At 64.9% G+C, this 23,757-nt stretch carries 22 protein-coding genes, 1 pseudogene and 1 riboswitch; of the genes and pseudogenes, 21 read left to right on the top strand and 2 right to left on the bottom strand.

Going from position 1 to position 23,757, the window contains the following annotated elements; all coding sequences use genetic code 11:
* Positions 1 to 235: 235 nt before the first annotated feature.
* The 7 genes and pseudogenes from OO015_RS14135 to OO015_RS03095 form a co-directional block, all read left to right on the top strand.
* Positions 236 to 628: pseudogene (locus OO015_RS14135) on the top strand (C39 family peptidase); the annotation flags it as partial.
* Positions 629 to 749: 121 nt separating this feature from the next.
* A complete protein-coding gene (locus tag OO015_RS03070; RefSeq protein WP_265939669.1) occupies positions 750 to 1,139 on the top strand; it encodes a tetratricopeptide repeat protein in 390 nt (129 codons plus the stop codon).
* Positions 1,140 to 1,195: 56 nt separating this feature from the next.
* Entirely contained in the window at positions 1,196 to 2,800 is a 1,605-nt protein-coding gene (locus OO015_RS03075; protein WP_265939671.1) for an amidohydrolase, read from the top strand.
* A 16-nt stretch (positions 2,801 to 2,816) separates the two neighbouring features.
* On the top strand, positions 2,817 to 4,412 hold the full coding sequence (locus tag OO015_RS03080) for an amidohydrolase (protein WP_265939673.1): 1,596 nt from the start codon (positions 2,817 to 2,819) through the stop codon (positions 4,410 to 4,412).
* A 58-nt stretch (positions 4,413 to 4,470) separates the two neighbouring features.
* Positions 4,471 to 5,157 (top strand): metal-dependent hydrolase, encoded by a 687-nt coding sequence (locus OO015_RS03085; protein ID WP_265939674.1) that lies wholly within the window; start codon positions 4,471 to 4,473, stop codon positions 5,155 to 5,157.
* 5 nt (positions 5,158 to 5,162) lie between these two features.
* Complete coding sequence (locus OO015_RS03090) at positions 5,163 to 5,735, top strand: 3'-5' exonuclease (RefSeq protein ID WP_265939676.1); 573 nt, start codon at positions 5,163 to 5,165, stop codon at positions 5,733 to 5,735.
* Positions 5,736 to 5,788: 53 nt separating this feature from the next.
* Positions 5,789 to 6,166 (top strand): hypothetical protein, encoded by a 378-nt coding sequence (locus OO015_RS03095; RefSeq protein ID WP_265939678.1) that lies wholly within the window; start codon positions 5,789 to 5,791, stop codon positions 6,164 to 6,166.
* On the opposite strand, the gene OO015_RS03100 is transcribed toward OO015_RS03095, so the two are convergent.
* Complete coding sequence (locus OO015_RS03100) at positions 6,160 to 6,651, bottom strand: iron-sulfur cluster assembly scaffold protein (protein WP_265939680.1); 492 nt, start codon at positions 6,649 to 6,651, stop codon at positions 6,160 to 6,162. The two genes, OO015_RS03095 and OO015_RS03100, sit on opposite strands and share 7 nt — an antisense overlap.
* A gap of 119 nt (positions 6,652 to 6,770) precedes the next feature.
* On the opposite strand from OO015_RS03100, the gene OO015_RS03105 reads away from it, so the two are divergent.
* The 13 genes from OO015_RS03105 to metX all read left to right on the top strand — a co-directional run bounded on the left by OO015_RS03105 (position 6,771) and on the right by metX (position 21,294).
* A complete protein-coding gene (locus tag OO015_RS03105) occupies positions 6,771 to 7,184 on the top strand; it encodes a Fur family transcriptional regulator (RefSeq protein ID WP_265939682.1) in 414 nt (137 codons plus the stop codon).
* Positions 7,185 to 7,296: 112 nt separating this feature from the next.
* Positions 7,297 to 8,082 carry a Fe-S cluster assembly ATPase SufC gene (gene sufC / locus OO015_RS03110; protein ID WP_265939684.1) on the top strand — a complete coding sequence of 262 codons (786 nt, stop codon included), beginning with the start codon at positions 7,297 to 7,299 and terminating at the stop codon, positions 8,080 to 8,082.
* Between the two features lie 27 nt (positions 8,083 to 8,109).
* Complete coding sequence (sufB, locus tag OO015_RS03115; RefSeq protein WP_265939686.1) at positions 8,110 to 9,525, top strand: Fe-S cluster assembly protein SufB; 1,416 nt, start codon at positions 8,110 to 8,112, stop codon at positions 9,523 to 9,525.
* A gap of 61 nt (positions 9,526 to 9,586) precedes the next feature.
* A complete protein-coding gene (sufD, locus tag OO015_RS03120) occupies positions 9,587 to 10,924 on the top strand; it encodes a Fe-S cluster assembly protein SufD (RefSeq protein ID WP_265939688.1) in 1,338 nt (445 codons plus the stop codon).
* On the top strand, positions 10,921 to 12,180 hold the full coding sequence (locus OO015_RS03125) for a cysteine desulfurase (protein ID WP_265939689.1): 1,260 nt from the start codon (positions 10,921 to 10,923) through the stop codon (positions 12,178 to 12,180). Before sufD ends, OO015_RS03125 begins: the two co-directional genes overlap by 4 nt.
* A gap of 22 nt (positions 12,181 to 12,202) precedes the next feature.
* Positions 12,203 to 12,583 carry a Fe-S cluster assembly sulfur transfer protein SufU gene (gene sufU / locus OO015_RS03130; RefSeq protein WP_265939690.1) on the top strand — a complete coding sequence of 127 codons (381 nt, stop codon included), beginning with the start codon at positions 12,203 to 12,205 and terminating at the stop codon, positions 12,581 to 12,583.
* A 79-nt stretch (positions 12,584 to 12,662) separates the two neighbouring features.
* The gene (locus OO015_RS03135) at positions 12,663 to 12,983 is read left to right on the top strand and encodes a metal-sulfur cluster assembly factor (RefSeq protein ID WP_416236585.1); all 321 of its coding nucleotides are present in this window, start codon (positions 12,663 to 12,665) and stop codon (positions 12,981 to 12,983) included.
* A complete protein-coding gene (locus OO015_RS03140; RefSeq protein ID WP_265939693.1) occupies positions 12,977 to 13,900 on the top strand; it encodes a polysaccharide deacetylase family protein in 924 nt (307 codons plus the stop codon). The genes OO015_RS03135 and OO015_RS03140 overlap by 7 nt, the downstream gene beginning before the upstream one ends.
* A 177-nt stretch (positions 13,901 to 14,077) precedes the next feature.
* A complete protein-coding gene (locus tag OO015_RS03145; RefSeq protein WP_265939695.1) occupies positions 14,078 to 14,509 on the top strand; it encodes a plastocyanin/azurin family copper-binding protein in 432 nt (143 codons plus the stop codon).
* 235 nt (positions 14,510 to 14,744) lie between these two features.
* Positions 14,745 to 16,337, top strand: coding sequence for an alpha,alpha-trehalose-phosphate synthase (UDP-forming) (locus tag OO015_RS03150; protein ID WP_265939697.1), 1,593 nt, complete (start codon positions 14,745 to 14,747; stop codon positions 16,335 to 16,337).
* A 79-nt stretch (positions 16,338 to 16,416) separates the two neighbouring features.
* Complete coding sequence (locus OO015_RS03155) at positions 16,417 to 18,624, top strand: MMPL family transporter (protein ID WP_265939699.1); 2,208 nt, start codon at positions 16,417 to 16,419, stop codon at positions 18,622 to 18,624.
* Entirely contained in the window at positions 18,624 to 19,706 is a 1,083-nt protein-coding gene (locus tag OO015_RS03160) for a lipocalin family protein (protein ID WP_265939701.1), read from the top strand. The genes OO015_RS03155 and OO015_RS03160 overlap by 1 nt, the downstream gene beginning before the upstream one ends.
* 220 nt (positions 19,707 to 19,926) lie before the next feature.
* A riboswitch (SAM riboswitch) is annotated at positions 19,927 to 20,036 on the top strand.
* 127 nt (positions 20,037 to 20,163) lie between these two features.
* A complete protein-coding gene (gene metX, locus OO015_RS03165) occupies positions 20,164 to 21,294 on the top strand; it encodes a homoserine O-acetyltransferase MetX (RefSeq protein WP_265939703.1) in 1,131 nt (376 codons plus the stop codon).
* Positions 21,295 to 21,373: 79 nt separating this feature from the next.
* Here metX and OO015_RS03170 read toward each other — a convergent pair whose 3' ends face one another.
* Positions 21,374 to 22,372, bottom strand: a complete 999-nt coding sequence (locus OO015_RS03170; RefSeq protein ID WP_265939705.1) for a homoserine dehydrogenase — start codon at positions 22,370 to 22,372, stop codon at positions 21,374 to 21,376.
* Positions 22,373 to 22,664: 292 nt separating this feature from the next.
* Between OO015_RS03170 and asd the strand changes: the two genes are divergently transcribed.
* Positions 22,665 to 23,717, top strand: a complete 1,053-nt coding sequence (gene asd / locus OO015_RS03175) for an aspartate-semialdehyde dehydrogenase (protein WP_265939707.1) — start codon at positions 22,665 to 22,667, stop codon at positions 23,715 to 23,717.
* Positions 23,718 to 23,757: the final 40 nt, after the last annotated feature.

Here is a 23,757-nt window from a genome sequence, read left to right on the forward strand (position 1 = left end):
CTCGGCATGCCGCATCGCCGCCAGCCCCACGACGCCAGCTGCTCCGACCACGACACCCACGAACGGTCCGTCGACAGCGATCGCGTCGCCTGCTCCGATCAGGCCGACAGCGACCGCCACCGCGCGCCGGCAGCCGGCTCCGAAGCCGGTACCGAGCCCCAAACCGAAGACGGCGCCCACACCGACGCCGACTCCCGGGCCGACACCGGTTCCCGACCGCGTCTTCCTCGAGCCGATGTCGCACGAATACCAGACCTGGAACAATTGCGCTGCCGTTTCCACCGCGATGGTGCTGTCCTCTTTCGGCATCCAGCGGACGCAGGCTCAGCTCGGGCCGCTGCTTCGACCGAATCCAGGGGACAAGCACGTCGAGCCACACCAGATCGTGGCGCTTCTCGAACAGTTCGGTCTGCGGGCACGTGTCCTGGAGGGCGGAACGGTCGAGCGGGTCAAGCAGTTCGTCGCTGCCGGGTTCCCTGTCATCACACCACAGTGGCTCGACCACAAGCCCGACGCGATCGGGCACTACCGCGTCGTACGCGGGTACGACGACAGTCAGGACGTCTTCTTCGTCAACGATGCGACGATCGGCGCCGGCATCGCGATGCCCTCCAGCGAATTCGAGGAGCTGTGGCGCGCGTTCGCTTTCCGCTCCATCCCCGTGTACCGTCCGGAGGACGAGCCACGCGTTCGCGCGATTCTCGGCGAGGATGCCGATCCGCAGCGCAATCTCGAGCACGCACACGCACATGCAACAGCTCGTCGAGGAACATCCGAACGATGCCTATCTTCGGTTCTCTCTCGGTACCACCGAGTACCTCCTCGGGAACGTCGACGCTGCGCTCGCTGCCTACGAGCGTGCCGCAGCCATCGGCCTCCCACCCGAGATGCTGTGGTACCAGTTCTGGCCGGTCTCAGCCTACGTCGATGCTGGTCGGTACGAGGAAGCACTCACGCTGGCAGCAGCCCAGATCGCGAGCGCCGGTGTGTTCGGCGAGATGCACTACGAGCGAGGACGGGCGTTCGAGGCACTCGAGCAGGTCGGTGCCGCGATCGCCGAATACCGGCGGGCACTCGAGGACGACGCCAATCTCGAAGCGGCCCGCCAGGCCCTGCGTCGGCTCGGCGCGGAGCCGTAGCGCAACCGTTCTTCTCGTGCTAGGCTGCGAGCGAAAGCGGAACGGAGTAGAGCCGGATGGAAGCGACGCTCGCCTTATTCGGTGGTCATGTCGTCACCGCAGGCGCCACCACACCGCCCGCGACCGCCATTGCGCTCGCTGGCGATCGCATTCTCGCTGTGGGCTCCGATGCCGACGTACGCCGGTTCGTCGGTCCACGCACCGAAACGATCGATCTCCGTGGGCGAACCGTCACACCCGGCTTCGATGATGCACATTGTCACCCGATCGCGCTCGGGCTGAGTCTGCGCGAGGTCGATGCCCGAACCCCGCCGAACCGGAGCGTCGCCGATATCATCGCCCGGATCGCCGAGCGTGCCGCCACGCAGCCACCCGGCACGTGGATCGTTGCTCGCGGGTACGATCAGGCCCAGCTCGCTGAACGGCGGCACCCGACACGCGAGGATCTCGATCGGGCGACGAGCCAGCACCCCGTCTTGCTCATCCGGGCATGCGGCCACATCGGTGTCGCCAACAGTATGGCACTCGCCCGCGCTGGCATCGGCCCCGGTACGCCGGATCCACCAGGCGGGACGATCGACCGTGCCACCGACGGGACGCCGACCGGTGTCCTGCGCGAAGCCGCACTGCAACGCGTCCGCGCGATACTTCCGGAACCGACGGTCGCGGACCTCGCTGCAGCGCTGGAGGAAGCTGGCTCGCTGTTCCTGCGTTACGGTGTCACGAGCGTGCAGGAGGCCGGAATCAGGCGCGCGGAGGAGTTCCAGGCCTACCAGATACTGACACGCGACCGGCGCTTACCGGTCCGCAGCACGCTCATGATCCTGATCGATCCTCTGCTCGAGACGGTGCGGGCGCTCGGTATCCGTACCGGTTTCGGAGACAGCTGGCTCCGGATCGGCCCCGCCAAACTCTTCTTGGACGGGAGTATCGGTGGCCGCACCGCACGCATGTCGCAACCGTACCTCGACCGGGACACGTTGGGCCTCTGGATGGACGATCCGGAGACCATGAAGAGAAAGATCGTCGCAGCGCACTGTGCTGGTTTCCAGTGCTGTGCGCACGCGATCGGTGACGCCGCGATCGAACTCCTGTTGGACTCCTTCGAGGAAGCGTTACGTCTCCAACCGCGGCACGATCACCGCCACCGGATCGAACATTGCAGCATTCTCCGGCCCGACCTGATCGACCGCATCGCGCGACTCGGCGCGGTTCCGATACCCGGTACGACGTTCCTCCACGATTTTCGTGAGGTCTACCTGAGCGGCCTCGGGAGCGAGCGGCTCCGCTATGCTTACGCCCTCCGGACGTTCCTGGACCGCGGTATCCTCGCGGCTGCCAGCAGCGATGCCCCGGTCTGCTCACCGAACCCGATGCTCGGGATCCAGACTATGATCACGCGCAAGGACGCGTCCGGCCAGGCCACCTGGCCGGAGGAATGCATCTCGCTCGAGGAGGCGATCCGGGTGTACACGTTGCACGGCGCCTACGCGAGCTTCAGCGAGCACGAGAAGGGGACGCTCGAGCCAGGGAAATTGGCCGACCTCGTCGTCCTGGAGACCGACCTGCGCACCGTTCCACCGGATGCGCTCGCTCAGGTACGCGTCGACTACACCATCGTCGATGGAAGGGTCGCCTACGCTCGGCCAGGCGCTCCATAGGAACGGGAGGAGAGCGATGGTCGCCGACCTGGTATTGCGGAACGCGAACGTGCTCACACTCGATCCGGCTCAGCCACGGGCGCAGGCGCTCAGCGTCTGGCGCGGTCGCATCCTCGCGGTCGGTGACGAGGATCGGGTGCTGGAGGATGCTGGACCAGGGACACGCATCCTCGACCTCGCGGGTGCGACGGTGTTGCCAGCGTTCGATGACGCGCACTGTCATCCGATCGGGCTCGGCCTCGCCCTGGAGTGGGTCGATGTATCCCCCGAGGCCGCTCCCACGCTCGCGCGGCTACTCGACCGCCTGGCGGAAGCTGCCCGCTCGCTTCCACCCGACCGCTGGCTGCTGGCGCGCGGGTACGACGACTCGCGACTGGACGTGCGACGCCATCCCACGCGCTGGGAACTCGATACCGTCACCGGTGACCGCCCAGCCATCGTGATCCGGACTTGTGGGCATATGCTGGTCGCGAACAGTGCGGCGCTCGCACGTGCCGGCATCACGCGCGAGACACCGGATCCCGAAGGTGGCCGGATCGTCCGCGACGAGACCGGCGAACCGACCGGTCTTCTCCAAGAGCGAGCCCAGGAGCTGGTACGGCAACTCCTCCCCGAGCCGACCATCAGCGATCTCGAGCGTGCCCTCCGGCGAGCCGGCGAGCGCTTCCTCTCGCTGGGTATCGCCAGCGTCACCGAGGCCGGTATCGGTCGCCCCGAGGAGCTCCTGGCTTACCAGAACCTCCGCGAGCGCGGGGAGTTGCCGGTACGCAGCCGCGTGATGCTGCTCATCGACCAGCTGCTGGAACCGGCTGAACGGCTCGGGCTCCGCAGCGGTTTCGGTGACGACTGGTTGCGGATCGGCCCCTTCAAGCTGTTCCAAGATGGCGCTGGTGGTGCGCGCACGGCTGCGATGAGCGTCCCCTACCCCGGAGAACCGCAGAACTACGGTATCGCCTACTACACGCAAGAGCAGCTGGACGACGCGTTCCGGCGTGTCGCCCGGCTGGGCTGCCAGGCCGCCGCTCATGCCATCGGCGATCGGGCGATCGAGATGGTCCTGACCGCCTACGAGCGTGCTCTGGCAGACTATCCGCTCGCCGATCACCGTTGGCGCATCGAGCATTGTGGGATGCTCCGGCCCGATCTTTTGCAACGCTTGGCGCGACTCGGTGTCGTCGCTGTCCCGCAGCCCGGCTTCGGCTACTACCTCGGCGATGCGTACCTGCGCAACTTCAGCGACGAGTGGCTGGCACTCGCCTACCCGACACGCGCCTGGCTGGAACGCGGCATCGCGGTCGCTTTCAGTTCCGATGCACCGGTCATTCCACCCGATCCCTGGGTCGGCATTCAAGCCGCGGTGCTGCGCCGCACGCGCACGGGACAACCGTTCGGGCCGCAGCAGCGCGTCGACACGCTGGAGGCGCTCCGCCTGTACACCGCCGGCGGAGCCTATGCGCACTTCGAGGAAGACCGGAAAGGTCGGATCGCACCGGGCTTCCTCGCCGATCTCGTCGTCGTCGACCGTGATCCGCTGGCCGTCGACCCTGAGGAGCTTCCGGCGATCCGGACGCTCGTCACGATCGTCGACGGGCGAGTCGCGTGGGAAGCCTGAAGCACAGTATCCTGTGTTCGAGCAGATCGTACCGAGCGCGAAGGGAGGGTCGTCAGCGATGGCAGTCACCGTGCGGTATCTCGGGCACGCGGCATTCGCACTGGAAGCGGACGGCAAGCAAGTCGTTATCGACCCCTTCCTCACGGGGAACCCGAAGGCAGCAGCGCGACCCGACGAACTCAACCCGGTCGCGATCCTCATCACGCACGCGCACGCTGACCATGTCGGCGATGCAGTCGCCATCTCCAAGCGCACGAAGGCGCCGGTGATCGCGACGTTCGAGTTAGCAACGTTCCTCCAGCAGCAGGGCGCTGAAGCGATTCCGGCGAACCACGGGGGAACGGTCCGCTTCGACGGTGGCACAGTCAAGCTGGTTCCGGCCTGGCACACCTCGTCCTACGGCGAGCAGTTCCTCGCACCGGGCGTCCCAGCCGGCCTCGTCGTGCGCATGGGCGGGAAGACGCTCTACTTCGCGGGTGACACCTGCCTCTTCGGTGACATGGCGCTCATCGGGGAGGAAGGGCTGGACTTCGCCGCCCTGCCGATCGGCGACCACTTCACGATGGGGCCGGCTGATGCCGTGAAAGCGGTCAAGCTGCTCAAGCCCCAGATCGTGGTGCCCTGCCACTACAACACGTTCCCGTTGATCGAGCAGGATCCGGTCGCTTTCGCGCAAGCGGTCATGGCGCAAACGAGTGCCCGGTGCATCGTGCTCCAGCCCGGCGAACAGTTGACGCTCCAGTAAGCACCATGGACCGGCAAGCACGCGCACGCGAGTGGGCACAGTGGGTCCTCTCGACGCCCGGTATCGTCATCGTCGATACCGAGACGACCGGCCTCGGCCCCTACGACGAAGTGATCGAAGTCACGGTACTCGACGCGCACGGGCGTGTGCTCCTGGACTCGCTCGTGCGCCCGACGTGCCCGATCGACCCCGGCGCAGCTCGCGTGCATGGGCTCGGCGAGATGCATCTGGCGCGTGCCCCGGAGTGGCCACTGGTCTATCGCGAACTACTCGGTATCCTACGACGAACCCGCTGTGCCGTCACGTACAACGCGTCGTTCGACCGCCGGCTTCTCGAGCAAACCTGCCGTCGGCATGGACTGCCGCCTCCGCAGCTCGACTGGCACTGCGCGATGCGCCGCTTCGCCGACTACGCTGGCCGACCGGTCGTCGATTCCTGGCGTGCCTATCACCGACTGGCCGAGGCACTCGAACGCCTCGGCCTCGTCCATCCTGGCACCCACCGTGCGGCGGCTGATGCCGAGGCATGCCGGAGACTGATTCACGGCATGGCAGCCGGTCGACCGCTGCGCTTCTGAGCCCAACGCGGGCGTATCATCGACGCGAGCACGGGGTCGAGCGGAGCAGGGGTATGGGCAGCGAACAGCCGAGAGTGCCTGCGGGGCGACCCGAGCGCGAGGAACTCACTGCCGAAATGACCCGCACGGCCTTCCAGCGGCGCGTCGTGACACGGGCGAGCCCGGAGGAGGTGCTCGAGCGAGCGATCGCTTTCTTCTCCGAGCGAGGGTACCGGGCGGGCCGCACCGGACGACCGAATCAGGTGTACGTCATCGGGAAACGAGAGGGAATCCTTCCGCGAGTCACTGCCGAAATTCTCGTCCAGCCGAACGTCGGACGAGGAGGCGTGACAGTCGTGACGGTGAGCGGTTTCGGCCCGCAGCTCCGGGAGCACCTCGCAGCGTTCGTCGCCGAACTCCGGCGCGAACGCCGGTCGACTGCCGATCAGTGATCGGTTGCCGTGTTCTCGAGGGGTACATCTCCAGTGACGATACCGAACCGTGCGTTCTCTGCCTCGACCACCTCGAGCCCTGCTTCGCGGCGCAGGCGGTCACGGAGGTACTTGGTGACGGCAGCCTTGAGCGTCCCGAGCGCGAGCGTCGCGCAGCGCGGGCGCATCTTGACCGCTTCTTCACCGATCAGCTCCTCCATCAGGTGGTAATCGGTCTCGAGCACCTCCTCGAGTGTCCAGCGCTCCTCATTGACGACGTCGAGCAGGATATCGGCTGCTGCCTGGCTGATGGTACACCCTTCTCCCTCGAACGATGCCTGTGCGACGACGCCCCCCTCGGGATCGACTTTGAGATAGATGGTCACGATGTCGCCGCAACCGGGGTTGCCGCCCGGCATGGTGACGTCCGCATCGGGCAGAGGATGGCGGTGGCGTGGACGCCGGTAGTGCTCGACGATCTGTTCCATGAGCTCTTGCTTGTCCATACCGACCCCTTCGACGGTTGACGAATTCCGAGCGACGCAGTAAGGTATAGCACAGGTGAGAACGAGAATCATTCTCAACTGGGAGCGAGTCACCGACCATGTTGCCAGCCGGATTCCGGATGACGCCACAGCGGATGGCGATCCTGGCCGAGGTGCAGAATGCCGAGCGGCATCTCACCGCGGCGGAAATTTACGAGCGTGTCCGACGCAAGTACCCGACGATCGCCTATGGCACGGTCTACCGGACACTGCACCTTCTGGCCAAGCACGGCTTGATCCAGGAGTTCCCCTTCGGGGACAACGCGAGCCGGTTCGATCGCCGGACCGATCGACACGATCACGTGCACTGCATCGTGTGCGGTGAACTGGTCGATGTCGAGGTACCGATCGCGCTCCTGGCACGGCAGGTGGCAGCAGAGCAGACCGGATTCCAGATCATCGACCACCAGACGGTCTTCACCGGTATCTGCCCCGCCTGCCAGGAGATGCAGGACCGCAGCGCGGAACGGAGCCGTGCCACGGCGAGCCGCTGAGGATGTCCCGGTACGAGCCGGGTTCACTCCCAGCACGTTTCGAAACGTTGTGGTAGAGTAAGTAGGACTGGCGGTCGCCCGTGAGGGCAGGACGAAGGAGGGACACAGCGGGATGGCTGAGCACACGCCGCTTTTCGTGATCGAGAATCTGCGCGCAGGGATCGAAGGGAAGGAGATCCTGCGCGGGGTGAACCTGACGATCGAGCGAGGCGAGATTCACGCGCTCATGGGGCCGAACGGCTCTGGCAAGAGCACGCTCGCCTACGTCATCGCGGGTCACCCGAACTACGAAGTCTACGAGGGACGGATCCTCTACAAGGGGGAGAACGTACTCGAGCTCTCGCCGGACGAGCGCGCTCGGCTCGGGATGTTCCTCGCCTTCCAGTATCCGACTGCGATTCCTGGTGTGACAATGGCGAACTTCCTACGCCTCGCGGTCAACTCGGTACGCAAGGCACGCTACGGCGAGGACAAGGCACTCAGCCCGCGCGAGTTTCGCCGTCTCCTGCGCGAGAAGCTCGAGTTGCTCCGCATGGACGAGTCGTTCGCCAGCCGGTACTTGAACGAGGGCTTCTCCGGCGGTGAGAAGAAGCGCGCCGAAATTCTGCAGATGGCCATGCTCGAGCCGGAGTTCGCTGTCCTGGACGAGACCGACTCGGGTCTGGATATCGACGCGCTCCGGACGGTTTCCGAGGGTGTCAACCGGCTGTTCAACCCGAATATGGCCTTGCTCGTGATCACCCACTACCAGCGGATCCTGAACTACATCAAGCCGCACTTCGTCCACGTGATGCTCGACGGGAAGATCGTGGTGTCCGGTGGCCCCGAGCTGGCACACGAGCTCGAGGAGAAGGGTTACGACTGGGTCAAGGGACAGTACGCCGAGGCTGCGTCCTGAGGACGCGCCGCGGAAGGAGGCGAAATCATGGCAACGCCAGAAGTCGAACTCAAGCGCTTGGGGAGCGAGTACGCCGAGAAGTACGGGTTCCGCGACCCCGAGCAGTACGTCTTCAAGGCCCGCAAGGGGCTCGACCGGGAGGTCGTGGAACAGATCTCGTGGATCAAGAACGAGCCGGACTGGATGCGGGAGTTCCGACTCAAGGCGCTCGAGTACTTCCAGCGCCGGCCGATGCCCACCTGGGGCGCCGATCTCTCGGAGCTGAACTTCGACGAGATCGTGTACTACATCAAGCCGACCGAGCGGAAGGGCTCGAGCTGGGACGAGCTCCCGGAGCACATCCGTCGCACGTTCGACCGGCTCGGGATCCCCGAGGCCGAACGGCGGTTCCTCGCCGGTGTGGGTGCCCAGTACGAGTCGGAGGTCGTCTATCACTCGCTCCGCGAGGAACTCAAGCGACTGGGTGTCATCTTCTGCGATATGGACACCGCAGTCCGCGAGTACCCCGATCTCGTCAAGCAGTACTTCGGCACGATCGTCCCGCCGAACGATAACAAGTTCGCGGCCCTCAACTCGGCCGTCTGGTCAGGCGGCTCCTTCGTCTACGTTCCGGAGGGCGTGCGTGTCGAAGTGCCCTTGCAGGCCTACTTCCGCATCAACGCGGAGAACGTGGGGCAGTTCGAGCGCACGCTGATCATCGTCGAGCCGGGTGCGTACGTGCATTACGTCGAAGGCTGTACGGCGCCGATCTACAGCGCGGCCTCGCTGCACAGCGCCGTCGTCGAGATCATCGTCAAGGAAGGCGCCCGCTGCCGTTACACGACCATCCAGAACTGGTCGAAGAACGTGTACAACCTGGTCACCAAGCGGGCGGCAGCCTACCGCGACGCGACGATGGAGTGGGTCGACGGGAACCTCGGCTCCAAGGTGACGATGAAGTACCCAGCCGTCTGGCTGATGGAGCCGGGTGCCCGCGGCGAGGTGCTCTCCGTCGCCTTCGCCGGTGACGGGCAGCACCAGGATGCCGGTGGCAAAATGGTGCACGTGGCACCGTACACGTCGTCGCAGATCATCTCGAAGTCGATCTCCAAGGGCACCGGGCGCGCCAGCTACCGTGGCCTGGTGAAGGTGCACCGTGGCGCGCATCACGTGCGGGCCAACGTCGTCTGCGACGCGCTTCTGCTCGACGAGCAGAGCCGCACCGATACGTACCCGTACATGGAGATCGAGGAAGAGCAGGTCTCCATCGGCCACGAGGCCACGGTGAGCAAGGTGGCGGAGGAACAGCTCTTCTACCTGCAGAGCCGCGGACTGACCGAGGCCGAAGCGATGAGCATGATCGTCAACGGCTTTATCGAGCCGATCACCAAGGAACTCCCGCTCGAGTATGCCGTCGAGCTCAACCGCTTGATCGCGCTCGAGATGGAGGGTTCGGTCGGATGACGAGTCGCGGGTTCGGGGCGCTTCCCTGAACCCGCGCAGCGCACTGTTTCGAGGGGAGTCTATGAGCACCAGGGTAGCCGAGCGAACACGCGGCTTTACACGCGAAGCAGTCGAAGAGCTGTCTCACCTCCTGGGCGAGCCGGACTGGCTGCGCGAGCGGCGGCTCGCCGCCTGGGAAGTTTACGAACGCACGCCGATGCCGAGCCGCACCGACGAGGAGTGGCGGCGCACCGATATCCGCCGCCTCCCGATCGACGAGGTGTTCCCGTTCGCTGACTTGCGCGAGCGCGTGAGCAGTCCGAATGCGCTCCCGCAGGCGCTCTTCGAGATCCTCGGCGACGCGGCACTCCGCTCCGGCCTGTTGGTACAGGTCGACGGGTCGGTCGTCTACGCGCAGCTCGATCCGGGTCTCGCCGGGCAGGGAGTGATCTTCACCGATCTCCTCACCGCTGCCCGCGAGATTCCGGAACTCGTCCAGCAGTACTTCATGACTGAGGCAGTGACGCCGCAGGACAACAAGTTCGCGGCGTTGCACGGAGCCTTCTGGAGCAGCGGCACCTTCCTGTACGTGCCGGAGAACGTCGAGGTCGCACTCCCGCTGCGGAGCTTCGTCTGGGCCGAGACGCCAGGGGCGGGTATCTTCGCACACACCCTCTTGATCGCCGAGCCCGGTTCGACCGTCGTCCTCATCGACACCTGGGCCTCGCCGACGGTCGAGGAACCGCTGATCGCATCCAACGTCGTCGAGATCATCGCGAAGGAAGGGGCGCAAGTCCGGTACATCCAGCTGCAGGACTGGGGGCGGAGCCTCTGGAACTTCACGACCCAGCGCGCGCTGCTGCACCAGGACGCGGTGGTCAACACGCTCAACGTGAGCCTGGGCTCCAAGTTGAGCAAGGCCTTCATCGCCAGCAACCTGATCGGCCCCGGCGCGACAGCTGAAATGCTCGGTCTCTACTTCGCGGACGATGCACAACACCTGGATCACCAGACGCGACAGTGGCACGTGGCGCCGTACGCGACGAGCGACCTGCTGTACAAGGGAGCCCTCAAGGACCGTGCCCGCACGGTCTTCAGTGGCCTCATCAAGGTGTTCCCACAGGCCCAGCGAACCGACGCCTATCAGGCGAATCGGAACCTCATTCTCTCGCCGAACGCGCGTGCCGATACGATCCCGAACCTGGAGATCGGTGCGAACGACGTGCGCTGCACCCACGGCGCAACCGTCGGCCAGGTGGAGGAAGAGTACATCTTCTACTTGATGAGCCGCGGCATCAGCCGGCCAGAAGCCGTCAAGCTGATCGTCGACGGCTTCTTCGACGAAGTCATCGAGCGCGTACCGGTCACCGAGGTCCAGGAGACGGTGCGCACAGCGATCGCACGGAAGATCGGGCTATGAACGCACGGGCGAGCGCGCAGCCACTCGACGTCGAACGGATCCGGGCCGATTTCCCGATCCTGCAGCGGACGGTACGTGGGGGTAAGCCACTGGTCTATCTCGACAGCGCGGCCACCTCTCAGAAGCCAGCGAGCGTCATCGAGGCGCTCGCTGGCTTCTACCGCAGCAGCAACGCGAATATCCATCGTGGCATCTATGAGCTCAGCGAGGAAGCCTCGGCCCTGTACGAGGAGGCGCGAGCGAAGGTGGCTCGGTTCATCGGTGCCGCCCGAGCCGAGGAGGTCATCTTCGTCCGCAACACGACCGAGGCGATCAATCTGGTCGCGCGCGTCTGGGGCACGACGCAGCTCCGGGCCGGTGACGTGGTCGTCACGACGATCCTCGAGCACCATTCGAACATCGTCCCCTGGTACCAGCTCGCTGCCGAACGCGGTGTCGTCGTCCGCTTCGTCGACATCGACGACGATGGGCGTCTCCGCCTGGAACAGCTGGAACAGCTGCTCCGGAACGAATCCGTCAAGCTGGTCGCCGTTACGCATGTCTCGAACGCGCTGGGAACGATCAACCCGATTCGCGAGATCGCCCGCCTGGCACACGACGCTGGAGCCTTGCTTCTCGTCGATGGAGCGCAGAGTGTCCCACATCTGCCGGTGAACGTGCGAGAGTTGGGAGCGGACTTCCTCGCCTTCTCAGGTCACAAGATGCTGGGACCGTTCGGGATCGGTGTCCTCTGGGCACGGTACGAGCTGCTCCAGGCTCTTCCCCCGTTCCTCGGCGGTGGCGGCATGATCCGCACAGTCACCACCGAAGGGTTCACCCCGGGGGATGTCCCGGCGCGCTTCGAGGCCGGAACACCGAGCGTGGCTGACGCGGTCGCGCTGGGTGCGGCGATCGAGTATCTCGAAGCGACCGGCATGGCAGCGATCCGCCAGCACGAGCAGGCGCTCCTCGCGTATGCGTTGCCGCGGCTCGAGGAGATTCCTGGGATCCGCCTCTTCGGCCCGGTCGGTGACGATCGTGCGGGCGTCATCAGTTTCACGTTCGGCGACGTCCATCCGCACGACGTTGCGGCGATCCTCGATCAACACGGTGTCGCCGTGCGCGCCGGCCATCACTGTACCCAGCCGCTCATGCGACGTCTCGGCGTCGTCGCGACCACACGGGCGAGCTTCTACCTTTACAATCACGAGGGAGATGTCGACCGACTCGTCGAGGCACTCGAAGAGGTCCGGCGAGTCTTCGGGGTCACCGGTTGACCCTTCCAGCGGAGGCACGAGCGTGTCCGACCTCTATCGCGAGCACATCCTCGACCACTACCAGCGTCCGCGGAATTACGGAACCCTGGAGCATCCGGACCGATCGTTCGAGGACTCCAATCCGCTCTGCGGCGATCGCATCCGCATCGATCTCAAGTTGGCCGGCGATCGGATCGCCGATATTCGCTTCACGGGCCGTGGTTGCGCGATCAGCCAAGCAGCGGCTTCCATCCTCACCGAGATGGTGAAAGGCAAATCGCTCGAGGAAGTCAAGCAACTCGGTGCCCAGGACCTCCTCGAGGAATTGGGTGTACCGATCAGTCCAGCACGGCGGAAGTGCGCGCTCCTGAGCCTCAAGGTGCTCAAGGCGGCGGCCTACGGGCTGAACGAATGGCCGAGTTGAACGGAAGTAGGCGCACACGATGAACGAGCGACAGGAGCATCTCCTCCGGCGACTCTTCGATCGAGCACGGGAGGGTCACATGGCGAAGTTCACCGAGGAAGATGTCCGCGAGCGGCTCAAGCAGGTCATCGACCCTGAACTCGGCGTCGACGTCGTCAATCTCGGGCTGATCTACGGAATCGATCTGGTCGACCGTGAGGACGGCAAGACCGACGTGATCGTCACGATGACGCTCACCACCTTCGGCTGCCCATTGGGACCGATCCTCACCGAGGAGGTCAACTACGCGTTGCGTGACCTGCCCGACCTCGGTACCGTCGATGTCAACCTCGTCTGGAGTCCACCGTGGACGCCGGACATGATGAGCGAGGAAGCCAAGGACGCCCTCGGCATATGGTGAGGGGCTGTGGCGGTCGGTGTCTCTGCGCGCTCCTGTTCGGGCTCCTGCTCCTCGCCTGCCGCGGGCCAGCTGTCTACCCGAGCCCGACACCGACGGTGTCACTCGTACCCGGTCCCTCGACGCCTGCACAACCCTCACCAGCACCCTCACCGACTTCGCCGGGCACACCGTCACCGGTGCCGACACCGACCGTGCTCCCGACTCCCTCGCCGACACCGGTGCCGCCGACAGCGACTCCCACACCGACCGCGCTCCCTCCGACCGCAACACCGCCAGCAGGTGCCGAAACCGCGCGCGTGATCTCGCGGCTTCCCACCGCTGATGCCGTCATCGCACTCACCTTCGATTGCGGCGCTGACCGGGGGTACGCCGAGCAGATCCTCGACGAACTCGCCCGTCACGGGATCCACGCCACGTTCGGGATGACCGGCGCATGGGCGCGCGCCAACCCCGACCTGGTCGCTCGGATGCTGCGCGAGGGACATGTCCTGATCAATCACAGTGACTCGCACCCGTCCTTCACCGGTTACTCGACCGGCTCGGCAGCGCTCTCCGCCGAAGAGCGTGCGACCGAAATCCGCGCAGCCGAACAGGCCGTGGCCGCGATCACCGGCAGCGAGGAAACCCTGCGACCGTTCTTCCGGCCCCCGTACGGTGACTACGACGAGGCGTTGCTCGAGCAATTGCCAGAACTGGGATACGACGCCCTCCTGCTGTGGACGGTCGATTCCCTGGGCTGGCGCGGCCTTCCGCCCGAGGAGGTCGTCCAACGGGTCGTCGCTGCTGCTGGACCCGGTGCAATCGTCCTCATGCACGTCGGTGCACAGTCGACCGATGCCGCGGCACTACCGATGCTGATCGACGCATTGGCAACAGCAGGATATCGATTCGCCACCGTTCAGGAGTTCCTCGGCTGAGACACTGGCTGTCAGGGAAACTTTGACATCCTCTGGCCAGGAAGGGTATCTGAGAGATTGCTTTGGCATACTACGCTTCGGAGCTGCGCCCGAAGCGCAGCGTACAGGTACAGCGTCAGTATCGGGTTCGTTCTGTGCAGGGTTCTCGAATCCCTGCCGAGTGAGGAGGCTTGGGCGATGACGGAACGGTACAGTGAGCGTGTCACGCGACGTGCGCTCCTTCGCCGAGCGACAGGTCTCGCTGTCGCATTGCCGGCCGTGAGTCTGCTGCTCGCTGCCTGCGGTGGTGGCGGTGGCGGTGGTGGCGGCACCAGCAGTGGCGGCGGTGGTGGGAAGATCACCATCGAGATGAGCGAGTACAAATTCAATCCATCGACGATCACCGTCTCACCCGGCGCGAGTGTGACGGTGACGCTCAAGAACGTCGGGACTCTGCAACATGATTTCCATGCAGATCAGATCAACCCACAGACCTCGCCCCTGGTCGATCCGGGTAAGTCGGTCGACTTCACCTTCACTGCCCCCAGTCAGGCAGGTACCTACGATTTCTGGTGCACCGTGCCTGGTCACAAAGAACTGGGTATGGTCGGCAAGCTCGAGGTCAAGTAATTCGGGAACACGCTCGTAGCACGTGGACGAACCGGCGGCTCGCCAGCGAGCCGCCGCTTGGTTTGTCTTTCCCGCGCCTGCACGACCGCACGGCGGTGTGCTACGATGTCGGCGGTCACGCACGGGAGCGCGTCTGTCTCGGTACCGTCTCGGATCGGGACTACCTCGGGCACGGTCGCTTCCGCCAGGCCTCAGGCAGGCAAAACACCACACAGGCAGGGAGAGGAGGATCGCGATGGTATCCCACCAGGCTGGGACCAACCGGGACGGGCAGATTGCGATGCCATTGCCCACCGCGATCCACGACCTGCTCGATCGATCGACACTCATCATCGCTTCCAACCGCGGCCCGATCGAATTCCACGAAACGAGCGACGGCGAAATCGTTTCCAAGCGCGGGACCGGAGGCGTCATCACGGCGATGAGTGCCGCCGCGCGCTATGCCGACGCGATCTGGGTCGCCTGTGCGATGACGCCGGCTGACCGGCTGCTCGCCGAGAAGATGCAGGAGGAGCAGCAACCGTTCATCGAGCACCCAGATCTCGAGGGCTTTCGCGTCCGCTTCGTTCTCCCCGATCTCGAAGCCTATCGCGGCTACTATTACCGGATCGCCAACCCCCTTCTGTGGTTCCTCCAGCATTATCTCTGGGACACCCCGCGCGCACCCGATATCGACTACGAGACCTGGCAGGCGTGGCACCATGGGTACGTCGTAGTCAATCGCTTGTTCGCCGAGGAAATCGTCGCTGCCGCCGAGGCCGCCCCACGCGAGCCGATCGTGTTGCTCCAGGATTACCACCTCTACTTGGCCCCAGCATTTATCCGCGAGCGATGCCCGGATCTCCTGCTCTATCATTTCATTCACATCCCATGGCCCGATCAGGACTACTGGCGATTGCTGCCGATGGAGATGCGCCGGTCCATCTGTGAGGGACTGCTCGCGAACGATATCGTCGGCTTTCAAACACCGCGCCATGCCCGCAGCTTCCTCAATACGGTCGACGTCAACCTGCCGGATGCCGAGGTCGATTACCGCCGTCGTGAAGTGACCTATCGTGGACGCACGACGCGCGTCCGTGTCTACCCGATCTCGATCGATCCGGAACTGGTGCGGCAGGTCGCCGCGAGCGAGGACGCACGCCGGCACGAGGAGCATCTTCGCGCGTTCCGGAACGAGTACACCATCGTCCGGGTCGATCGTGCCGAGCCGAGCAAGAACGTCGTCCGCGGCTTTCTCGCCTATGATCGCCTGCTGGAGGCACATCCCGAACTGATCGGGCGGGTGAACTTCCTCGCCTTCCTCGTCCCGACGCGGATGGAAGTCGCAGAATACATCAACTACCTGGACGAGATCAACGCAGTCGTGGGGCGTATCAACGCGAAATACGCAAACGCCGCTCAGATCGAGGGGATCGACTGGCAACCCGTGCACCTGTTCGTCGGCGACGACTACCCGCGAGCGCTCGCAGCGATGAAGTTCTATGACGTGCTTCTCGTCAACGCGATCTTCGACGGGATGAACCTCGTCGCCAAGGAAGGCGCGCTCCTCAACGAGCGGAATGGCGTCCTGATCCTGTCCGAGGGTGCCGGCGCGTATCAGCAGCTCGGGCCCTGGGCCCTTACCGTTTCCCCCACCGACATCGAAGGAACCGCCGAAGCGCTCTGGCGGGGATTGACCATGCCGGAGTCCGAACGTGCCTGGCGTGCCCAGCAGCTGCGCCAGCACGTGCTCGAGCACGACCTGCGCCGCTGGCTGATCGACCAGCTCCAGGACATCGCCGAACTCCGGGCAGAGCGAGAGACCGATCCCGTGCGCACGCCCTCATGAGCCACCGCGGAAAGCCCGGCCAGCGGTTGGTTTGGTACAACTCTCCTGGTAGGGTCGAAGCCGACCCGGGAGGGTGACGGTGTTCGCGCGTATCGGTCGGTTCTCGTTCCGCCACCGCTGGTGGGTACTCGCCGGCTGGCTCCTGGCTGTCCTCGCCGCTCTCCCGCTCCTCCCGCGCGTCAGCGGTGCGTTGGAAGTGGGCGGATTCTCGAGTCCCCACACCGAGGCGGCTCGGACACGCGAGCTGCTCCGGCAACGCATCCCCGGGTACAGCCCGAGTTCGATCATCGTCCTCTTTTCCCATCCCACGCTGCGCCCCACCGATCCCGAGTTCGTCCGGCAGGCACAGGAAGCGCTCCACGCGGTTCCCGCCGTACCCCACGTTACGGGCATTCAGTGGTTCACCGACAACCCGACGCAAATCGCGCCGGACGGCTCGCTCGCCTACGCGGTCATCGAACTCGACCTCCAACCCGAGGAAGCGCAGCGCGTGCTCGACGAGATTCAGGCTGCGATCCAACCGACCGGCCTCACGATCCAGCTGGCCGGCGCCCCCGCCTTCTACGCTGATCTCGAACGGGTCACCGAGCGTGATCTCCGTCGTGCTGAGGTCATTGCCTTCCCGTTCGCCCTCGTCGCCTTGCTCTACGTCTTCGGGTCAGCGGTCGCCGCCGCGGTTCCGCTCTTCATCGGCGGGGTCACCGTCGCACTCGTGCTCGGTATCGTCTATGCGCTGACACGGATCACCGAACTGTCGATTTTCACCTTGAACGTCGCCTCTCTGCTCGGACTCGGCCTCTCGATCGACTACTCGCTCTTCCTGGTCAGTCGCTTCCGCGAGGAGCTCGCGCAAAACGGACTCGAAGAAGCCGTCGTGCGGACGACGACGACCGCCGGTCGAGCTGTGTTCTTTTCCGGTTTGACCGTGCTGATCGGGCTTTCCGGGCTCGGCTTCTTCGAATTCTTGTTCATGCGCTCGGTCGGCATCGCTGGCGTCCTCGTCGTCCTGGTCGCCGTGAGCGCGAGCCTCACGCTCCTTCCAGCCCTGCTCGGCATTCTCGGTCCACGCATCGATGCCTTGCGTGTCATCCGCCGTGGCGTCGAAACAGGCCGGTTCTGGCACTGGGTCTCCGATTTCGTCATGCGCCGTCCCTGGCAAATCGCGATTCCCGTCGTGACCGCGCTGATCGTCCTCGGCTTACCTTTCCGCCATGTCGAACTGAGTTCTCCAGATGCGACGATCTTGCCGACTTCGACACCTTCCCGCCAGGCACTCGAGACCTTCCGGCGCGCCTTCGGTGACGGCGCACTCTCGCCGCTGGTCATCGCGGTCGAGACCGAGCGTCCGGTCAACGATCCTGCGACGATCGCTGCACTCTACGACTTCACCCGCAAGCTCGCCGCCGACCCACGTGTCACGCGGATCACCAGTATCGTCACCATCGATCCGCGTATCTCGCTCCAGCAGTATCAGCTCCTGTACGCCGACCCCACGCGGGTCCCGGACCCGCTCCTCCGCCGCGTCTACGACCAGCTCGCCGGGGACCACTTGACAGCGATCTACGTGTATACTGATGCGCTCCCTGCGAGCGACCGCGCGAAGCAGCTCCTGCACGATATCCGTACGCTGGATCCCGGCCCTGGCCTGAAACTCTGGGTGGACGGCGGTACAGCTGAGATCGTCGACGTGGTCAACCGGATGTACAGCGAGTTTCCCCTGGCAGCACTGACCGTCGTCCTCGCCACCTATGTCGTCTTGTTCGTGCTCCTGCGATCGGTGCTCCTCCCGCTCAAAGCGATCGTGCTGAATGTGCTGAGCCTGACCGCAAGCTACGGAGCGCTGGTGTTCGTATTCCAGGAAGGTCACTTCAGCTCGCTCCTGCGCTTTTCGCCGCTCGGCTTCACGGAAGCCTCGCTCCCGATCGTCATGTTCTGCATTCTCTTCGGTGTTTCGATGGACTATGAAGTATTTCTGCTGAGCCGAATGCGCGAGGTCTGGGATCGGACACGCGATAATCGACTCGCTGTCGCGACCGGACTCGCCCGGAGCGGTCGCATCATCACTGGCGCAGCGCTCATCCTCGTCGTCGTCGCAGCGGCATTCGTTACCGCTGACGTAGTGCTGATCAAGGCGCTCGGGCTCGGTATCGCGCTGGCGGTCGCGCTCGATGCGAGCGTCGTCCGCACCTTGCTGGTACCCGCAACGATGCGCCTGCTCGGCCAGTGGAACTGGTGGGTACCGCGCCGGATGGAGCGAGCCCTCGAGACGGTTAGGCTGGAGCACTGATGCGACGGCGCACGTTCCTGTCCTGGTTCAGTCTCCTGCTCGCCGCCTGCCGAGCGGAGACCGCGCCGGGGGCATCATCGTCGACCGCTGAACCGAGCCCTCGTCCAGCCAGTCTCTTCCTGACACCGCCACCAGCGCCCGGTCCGGTCGTGTTCCCGCGCGATTTCGGGTCGCACGACGCCCTGACCGAGTGGTGGTACTACACCGGGCATCTCCAGGCGACGACAGCCGAACGCTTCGGCTTCGAGTTCGTGGTCTTTCAGGTCCAGCGCTTCGGTTACCCGGTCGTCTATGCCGCCCATGCGGCTGTTACCGTTGTCGAGGAGCAAGCGTTCCGCTGGGACGAGCGCCTGGCTTCGGCGCCGCAGCGGCAAGCGAGCTGGCCGCTCGAGCTGCGCGTCGGCGACTGGGCGCTCACCAGTGATGGCCAGTCCGACCGGATTATCGTGCACAGCTCGTCGTTCGCCTTCACAATCGATCTCCGATCGACGAGACCACCGGTTCTCCATCACGGGGGCTACTTCGAATGGGCTCCTGCCACCGGATCGTACTACGACTCGCGGACGCGCTTGACCGTCGAGGGACGACTCGAGGTCGACAGTCGCTCGCTCGCCGTGACCGGGCTAGCCTGGAACGATCACCAGTGGGGCAACTTCCTCCTCGGAACCGGTGGCTGGGACTGGTTCGCGCTGCAACTCGACGATGGAACGGATATCATGCTCTGGCAATCGCGCGACAGCGCGCAACGACCGATCGAACGACGCGGGACGGTCGTCTTCCCGGACGGTACCGCGCATCCGCTCGAAGCTGCCGATATCCAGATTCGTGTCTCCGGCACCTGGAGGAGCCCGCATTCAGGCGCGACGTACCCCAGTGGCTGGGAGATTGCCTTGCCACCGCTCCATCTCACCGCCGCCGTGACTCCTTTAGTCCGTGACCAGGAGTTGCAGACCGTACGTTCGACCGGTGTGGTCTACTGGGAGGGTGCCGTTGCCGTCCAGGCCCAGCGGGATGGAGCGCGAATCGGTGGACAGGGGTACGTCGAACTGACCGGTTACGCCGCGCCGGTCGCGGGAGCGTAGGCCGGACGATCCCTGTCACGAACCCGCGGTGCCGTGGCGCACGAGCGCACGTGCAGTGCCGGCGTCCCGCTCGTGACCGCTACGCCAGGACACTGCCGACGATCGATCGCACGTCCTGCACAGCGGGCAACGTGAAGGCAACGACCGGCCTTTCAGTCCAGCAGACCTTGACAACTGGCACACGAAACCCTAGAATAGGCGCCAACAATCGAGAGGCCGGCGCTCATCCAGAGCGGTGGAGGGAACGGCCCGACGAAGCCCGGCAACCAGCGCAGGCCACTGCGCCAGGTGCCAATGCCGGCGGAGCAGAGAGGCTCCGCACGATGAGCGCGGTCCATGCAGCGATGCAGGACCCTCCACCATGATGTGGGGGGCTTCTTCGTATCCCTCCACGCGGACAGATGAGCTTTGCCGAAGGCGCATTCCTACGGGGTTTCTGCGCTCCGGGGGTGTGACCATGAGCGGAGGGAAGACTGTGACGACGACCGTGCCGTGTACGTATCGCATCGCCCGTATCGCGACGCCGGAACAGCCGTTCGTGACCGAACACGGTGACATTCTGCCGGTCGTCGATATCGCTTATGAAACCTGGGGAACGCTGAGTCCGACTCGGGACAACGTCGTCCTCATTTGCCACGCATTGACCGGAAGTAGCCACGTCGCCTCCCACGCACCGGACGATCAACTGGGCTGGTGGGAACCGATGGTCGGGCCTGGCCGGTTCATCGACACCGACCGGCATTTCGTGATCTGCGCCAACGTCCTCGGTAGTTGTTATGGCTCCACCGGGCCACGGTCGATCGATCCGCGGACCGGTCGTCGATACAATCTTCGCTTCCCACTGATCACGATCCGCGACATCGTCCGCTCCCAGGCCTTGCTGCTCGACCAGCTCGGTATCGAGCGGATCTACGCCGTGATCGGTGGCTCGCTCGGTGGCATGCAGGTCCTCGAATGGGCTGCGATGTATCCGGACCGGGTCGAGCGGATCGTGCCGATCGCGGTCGGCGGCCAGTTTTCCGATCAGGGCATCGCCTACAACGAAGTGCAACGGCGCGCCATCATGCTCGATCCAGCCTGGCGGAACGGCGAGTACGAGGACGGCGAGGGGCCGCAGCGCGGGCTGGCCATCGCACGCATGCTCGGTGTGATCACGTACCAGTCGGACGAGCTGATGACCGCCCGGTTCGAGCGCCGAACGGAGGCACGCTATACGGCCTGGCCCGAGTTCCTCGGTCGCTACGATGTCGAAGGGTACCTCCACTACCAGGGAGACAAACTGGTCCGGCGGTTCGATGCGAACTGCTATCTCTACCTCACCCGGGCGATGGATTCGCACGACCTCGGGCGCGGTCGCGGCGGGTATCCAGCTGGTCTCGCGCTGATCCGTGCCCGGACGCTCTGCATCGGCATTCGGTCCGACATCCTCTTCTGGCCGAGCCAGGTACGCCAGCTGGCTGACGATCTGCGCGCCTTCGGTACCGATGCCCAATACTGGGAACTCGACTCACCGAATGGCCACGATGCCTTCCTCAAGGACTTCGACCAGATCGGCCCGGTCATCGCCGGTTTCCTCGCGGAACCGTGACGTCACGTCGAGCGAAACGCAACGCAGGAGCAGGGGATCGGTTGCAGTCGACCCCCTGCATCCTCAACACCGCACGAGTTCAGCCAGCTGGATCGATCCGCGGAAGCAGCGCCGGGCCGAACCGCACGGCATCGATGACATCGGCGATCAACGCAGCGGCGGTGGGCGCGGGGCCAGCCCCTGGCCCGTACAGGACGACCGTGCCGACCCGGTCACAGGTGAGTTCGATCGCATTCAAATTGAGGCGCACGTGCGCGAGAAGGTCGTTCCCCGAGACGAAGACCGGATGCACCCGCAGTTCCCAATCGCCGTTCTTGTACACCGCCTCCGCAATCAGTTTCACCGCCCCACCGCGCGTCCGCGCGTCGAGGATCTGATCCGGCGTGACGCTGGTTATCCCGCGGCGATCGATCCGCTCGGGGTGAATATGCCGGCCAGCCACGAGCGAGGCGAGGATGCTCAGCTTGTAAGCCGCATCGAACCCCTCGACATCAGCAGTCGGGTCCGGCTCGGCGTAGCCGCGGCGTTGTGCTTCGCGCAGGGCGTCATGGTATGCTACCCCCTCCTCGGCCATCATGGTCAGGATGAAGTTCGTCGTCCCGTTCACGATACCCCGGATCCGCTCCACGCGGTTGACCGACAAGAGCTGCCGCAGGCTCGCCATCAGCGGAATTCCTGCTCCCACGCTCGCTTCGAAGAGGAGCGCTCGCTGCCTCTCGCGCGCCACAGCGACCAGCTCCGCGAAGTGCTTGCTCAGAGCCTCCTTGTTCGCCGTGACGACGTGTTTCCCCGCCAGCAAGGCACGTTTCAAGTAGGTGGCAGCTGGCTCCTCACCGCCCAGTGCCTCGACGACGACGACCACGTCCGGATCCTCGAGTATCGGATCGATACTGGTGGTCGCAGCATGTTCCGGCAGACCAGCCGCGACCACCCGTTCCGGATGGCGAGCCATGCCCCAGCGCACGTCGATCCGAAGGCCTGTGCGTCGCGCAAGCTCGTCCCCCTTGTCCTGGAGGGTCTTGGCAACAGCTGAGCCGACCGTTCCGACTCCGAGCAACGCGACACCGACTGTCTGCATCTGACGACCCTCTCCGCTCGTTTCCTTGACCCACAACGCCATGCCTGGTACAGTGACGCCAGGCGCACACAGGGTAGGCGAGCCCTGGCGCCTCGCGCAACGGGAAGGGTGCTTGAAGGAGTGGACGCCGTGCGCATGACTGGCCGCGTCACGACTACGACAACAGCGACTCGTCGCGCCGGCGTGCGCTCGGGCAGCCCGTGACGCGCGGTGAATCCCGAGCGAGCGCCGGCAGGGGCTGTTGCCTCTGCCGGTTTTGTTGTGTCGGACGTTTTCGTGAAAGGAGGCTGTCGTGGCAGAACGGATCGATGTCGCGATTCTGGCGGCGACCGGGAGTGTCGGACAGCGCTTCGTGCAGTTGCTGGCTGGTCACCCCTGGTTCCGCATCGCCGAGCTGGTAGCCAGCGACCGCTCCGCAGGTAAACGGTACGCCGATGCGGTGAACTGGCGCATCAGCGCTGCGCCACCGGAGGAAGTCCGCGATATCGTCGTCAAGCACATCGAAGAACCGATCCAGAGTCCGGTCGTCTTCTCCGCGCTGCCTGGCGGAGTTGCAGGCGCGATCGAGGAAGCGCTCGCCCGTGAGGGAAAGAAGGTCTTCACCAATGCGCGCGATCACCGCATGGATCCTGACGTACCGCTCCTCATTCCCGAGGTCAATCCGGACCATGCCCGGGCGATCGAGCGGCAACGGCAGCTCCGCGGCTGGCGCGATGGGTTCATCGTCGCCAACCCGAACTGCTCGACGATCCATCTCGTTCTCGCTCTCAAGCCGCTTTACGATGCCTTCGGGATCGAACAAGGTATCGTGACCACGTTGCAGGCCGCGTCGGGAGCCGGTTATCCCGGTGTCCCCTCGCTCGATCTCATCGACAACGTGATCCCGTACATCGGCGGCGAGGAAGAGAAGATCGAAGCCGAATCCCGCAAGATCCTCGGCCAGTGGGCCGACGGCATCTTCCAGGACGCTCCGCTGACGCTCAGTGCGCACTGCAATCGGGTGCCGGTTCGTGACGGGCATCTCGAGACTGTCAGCCTCAAGCTCCGCCAGCAGGCAACTGCGGCCGAGGTGATCGAGGTGCTGCGCTCCTTCCGTGCTCGCCCTCAGGAACTCGAACTTCCCAGCGCGCCGCGCCACCCCGTGATCGTGCTCGACGAGCCGGATCGCCCGCAGCCGGTACTCGATCGCGATGCCGAACGCGGGATGGCGTCGGTGGTCGGCCGCGTCCGGCCCTGCCCGGTCTTCGATATCCGCTTCGTCGTACTGGGGCACAACACGATCCGCGGTGCTGCTGGGGCTTCGGTCCTCAACGCCGAACTCTTCTATCGCGAGGGCTTGCTCTGACACGTGACGATCGCGAAGGGCGGGGCAGGCGTCAGGCACA

The sequence above is a fragment of the Thermomicrobium sp. 4228-Ro genome, from assembly GCF_026241205.1.
Classification (GTDB): domain Bacteria; phylum Chloroflexota; class Chloroflexia; order Thermomicrobiales; family Thermomicrobiaceae; genus Thermomicrobium.

Coding starts and splice junctions, on each gene's coding strand:
- sufB (WP_265939686.1), top strand. CDS start 8,110: ATGGCAACGCCAGAAGTCGAACTCAAGCGCTTGGGGAGCGAGTACGCC.
- OO015_RS03170 (WP_265939705.1), bottom strand. CDS start 22,372: ATGCAGACAGTCGGTGTCGCGTTGCTCGGAGTCGGAACGGTCGGCTCA.
- OO015_RS03085 (WP_265939674.1), top strand. CDS start 4,471: ATGGCAGTCACCGTGCGGTATCTCGGGCACGCGGCATTCGCACTGGAA.
- OO015_RS03150 (WP_265939697.1), top strand. CDS start 14,745: ATGGTATCCCACCAGGCTGGGACCAACCGGGACGGGCAGATTGCGATG.
- OO015_RS03125 (WP_265939689.1), top strand. CDS start 10,921: ATGAACGCACGGGCGAGCGCGCAGCCACTCGACGTCGAACGGATCCGG.
- OO015_RS03095 (WP_265939678.1), top strand. CDS start 5,789: ATGGGCAGCGAACAGCCGAGAGTGCCTGCGGGGCGACCCGAGCGCGAG.
- OO015_RS03070 (WP_265939669.1), top strand. CDS start 750: ATGCAACAGCTCGTCGAGGAACATCCGAACGATGCCTATCTTCGGTTC.
- metX (WP_265939703.1), top strand. CDS start 20,164: ATGAGCGGAGGGAAGACTGTGACGACGACCGTGCCGTGTACGTATCGC.
- OO015_RS03075 (WP_265939671.1), top strand. CDS start 1,196: ATGGAAGCGACGCTCGCCTTATTCGGTGGTCATGTCGTCACCGCAGGC.
- OO015_RS03105 (WP_265939682.1), top strand. CDS start 6,771: ATGACGCCACAGCGGATGGCGATCCTGGCCGAGGTGCAGAATGCCGAG.
- OO015_RS03100 (WP_265939680.1), bottom strand. CDS start 6,651: ATGGACAAGCAAGAGCTCATGGAACAGATCGTCGAGCACTACCGGCGT.
- OO015_RS03145 (WP_265939695.1), top strand. CDS start 14,078: ATGACGGAACGGTACAGTGAGCGTGTCACGCGACGTGCGCTCCTTCGC.
- OO015_RS03135 (WP_416236585.1), top strand. CDS start 12,663: ATGGCGAAGTTCACCGAGGAAGATGTCCGCGAGCGGCTCAAGCAGGTC.
- sufD (WP_265939688.1), top strand. CDS start 9,587: ATGAGCACCAGGGTAGCCGAGCGAACACGCGGCTTTACACGCGAAGCA.
- OO015_RS03160 (WP_265939701.1), top strand. CDS start 18,624: ATGCGACGGCGCACGTTCCTGTCCTGGTTCAGTCTCCTGCTCGCCGCC.
- sufC (WP_265939684.1), top strand. CDS start 7,297: ATGGCTGAGCACACGCCGCTTTTCGTGATCGAGAATCTGCGCGCAGGG.
- OO015_RS03080 (WP_265939673.1), top strand. CDS start 2,817: ATGGTCGCCGACCTGGTATTGCGGAACGCGAACGTGCTCACACTCGAT.
- OO015_RS03140 (WP_265939693.1), top strand. CDS start 12,977: ATGGTGAGGGGCTGTGGCGGTCGGTGTCTCTGCGCGCTCCTGTTCGGG.
- OO015_RS03090 (WP_265939676.1), top strand. CDS start 5,163: ATGGACCGGCAAGCACGCGCACGCGAGTGGGCACAGTGGGTCCTCTCG.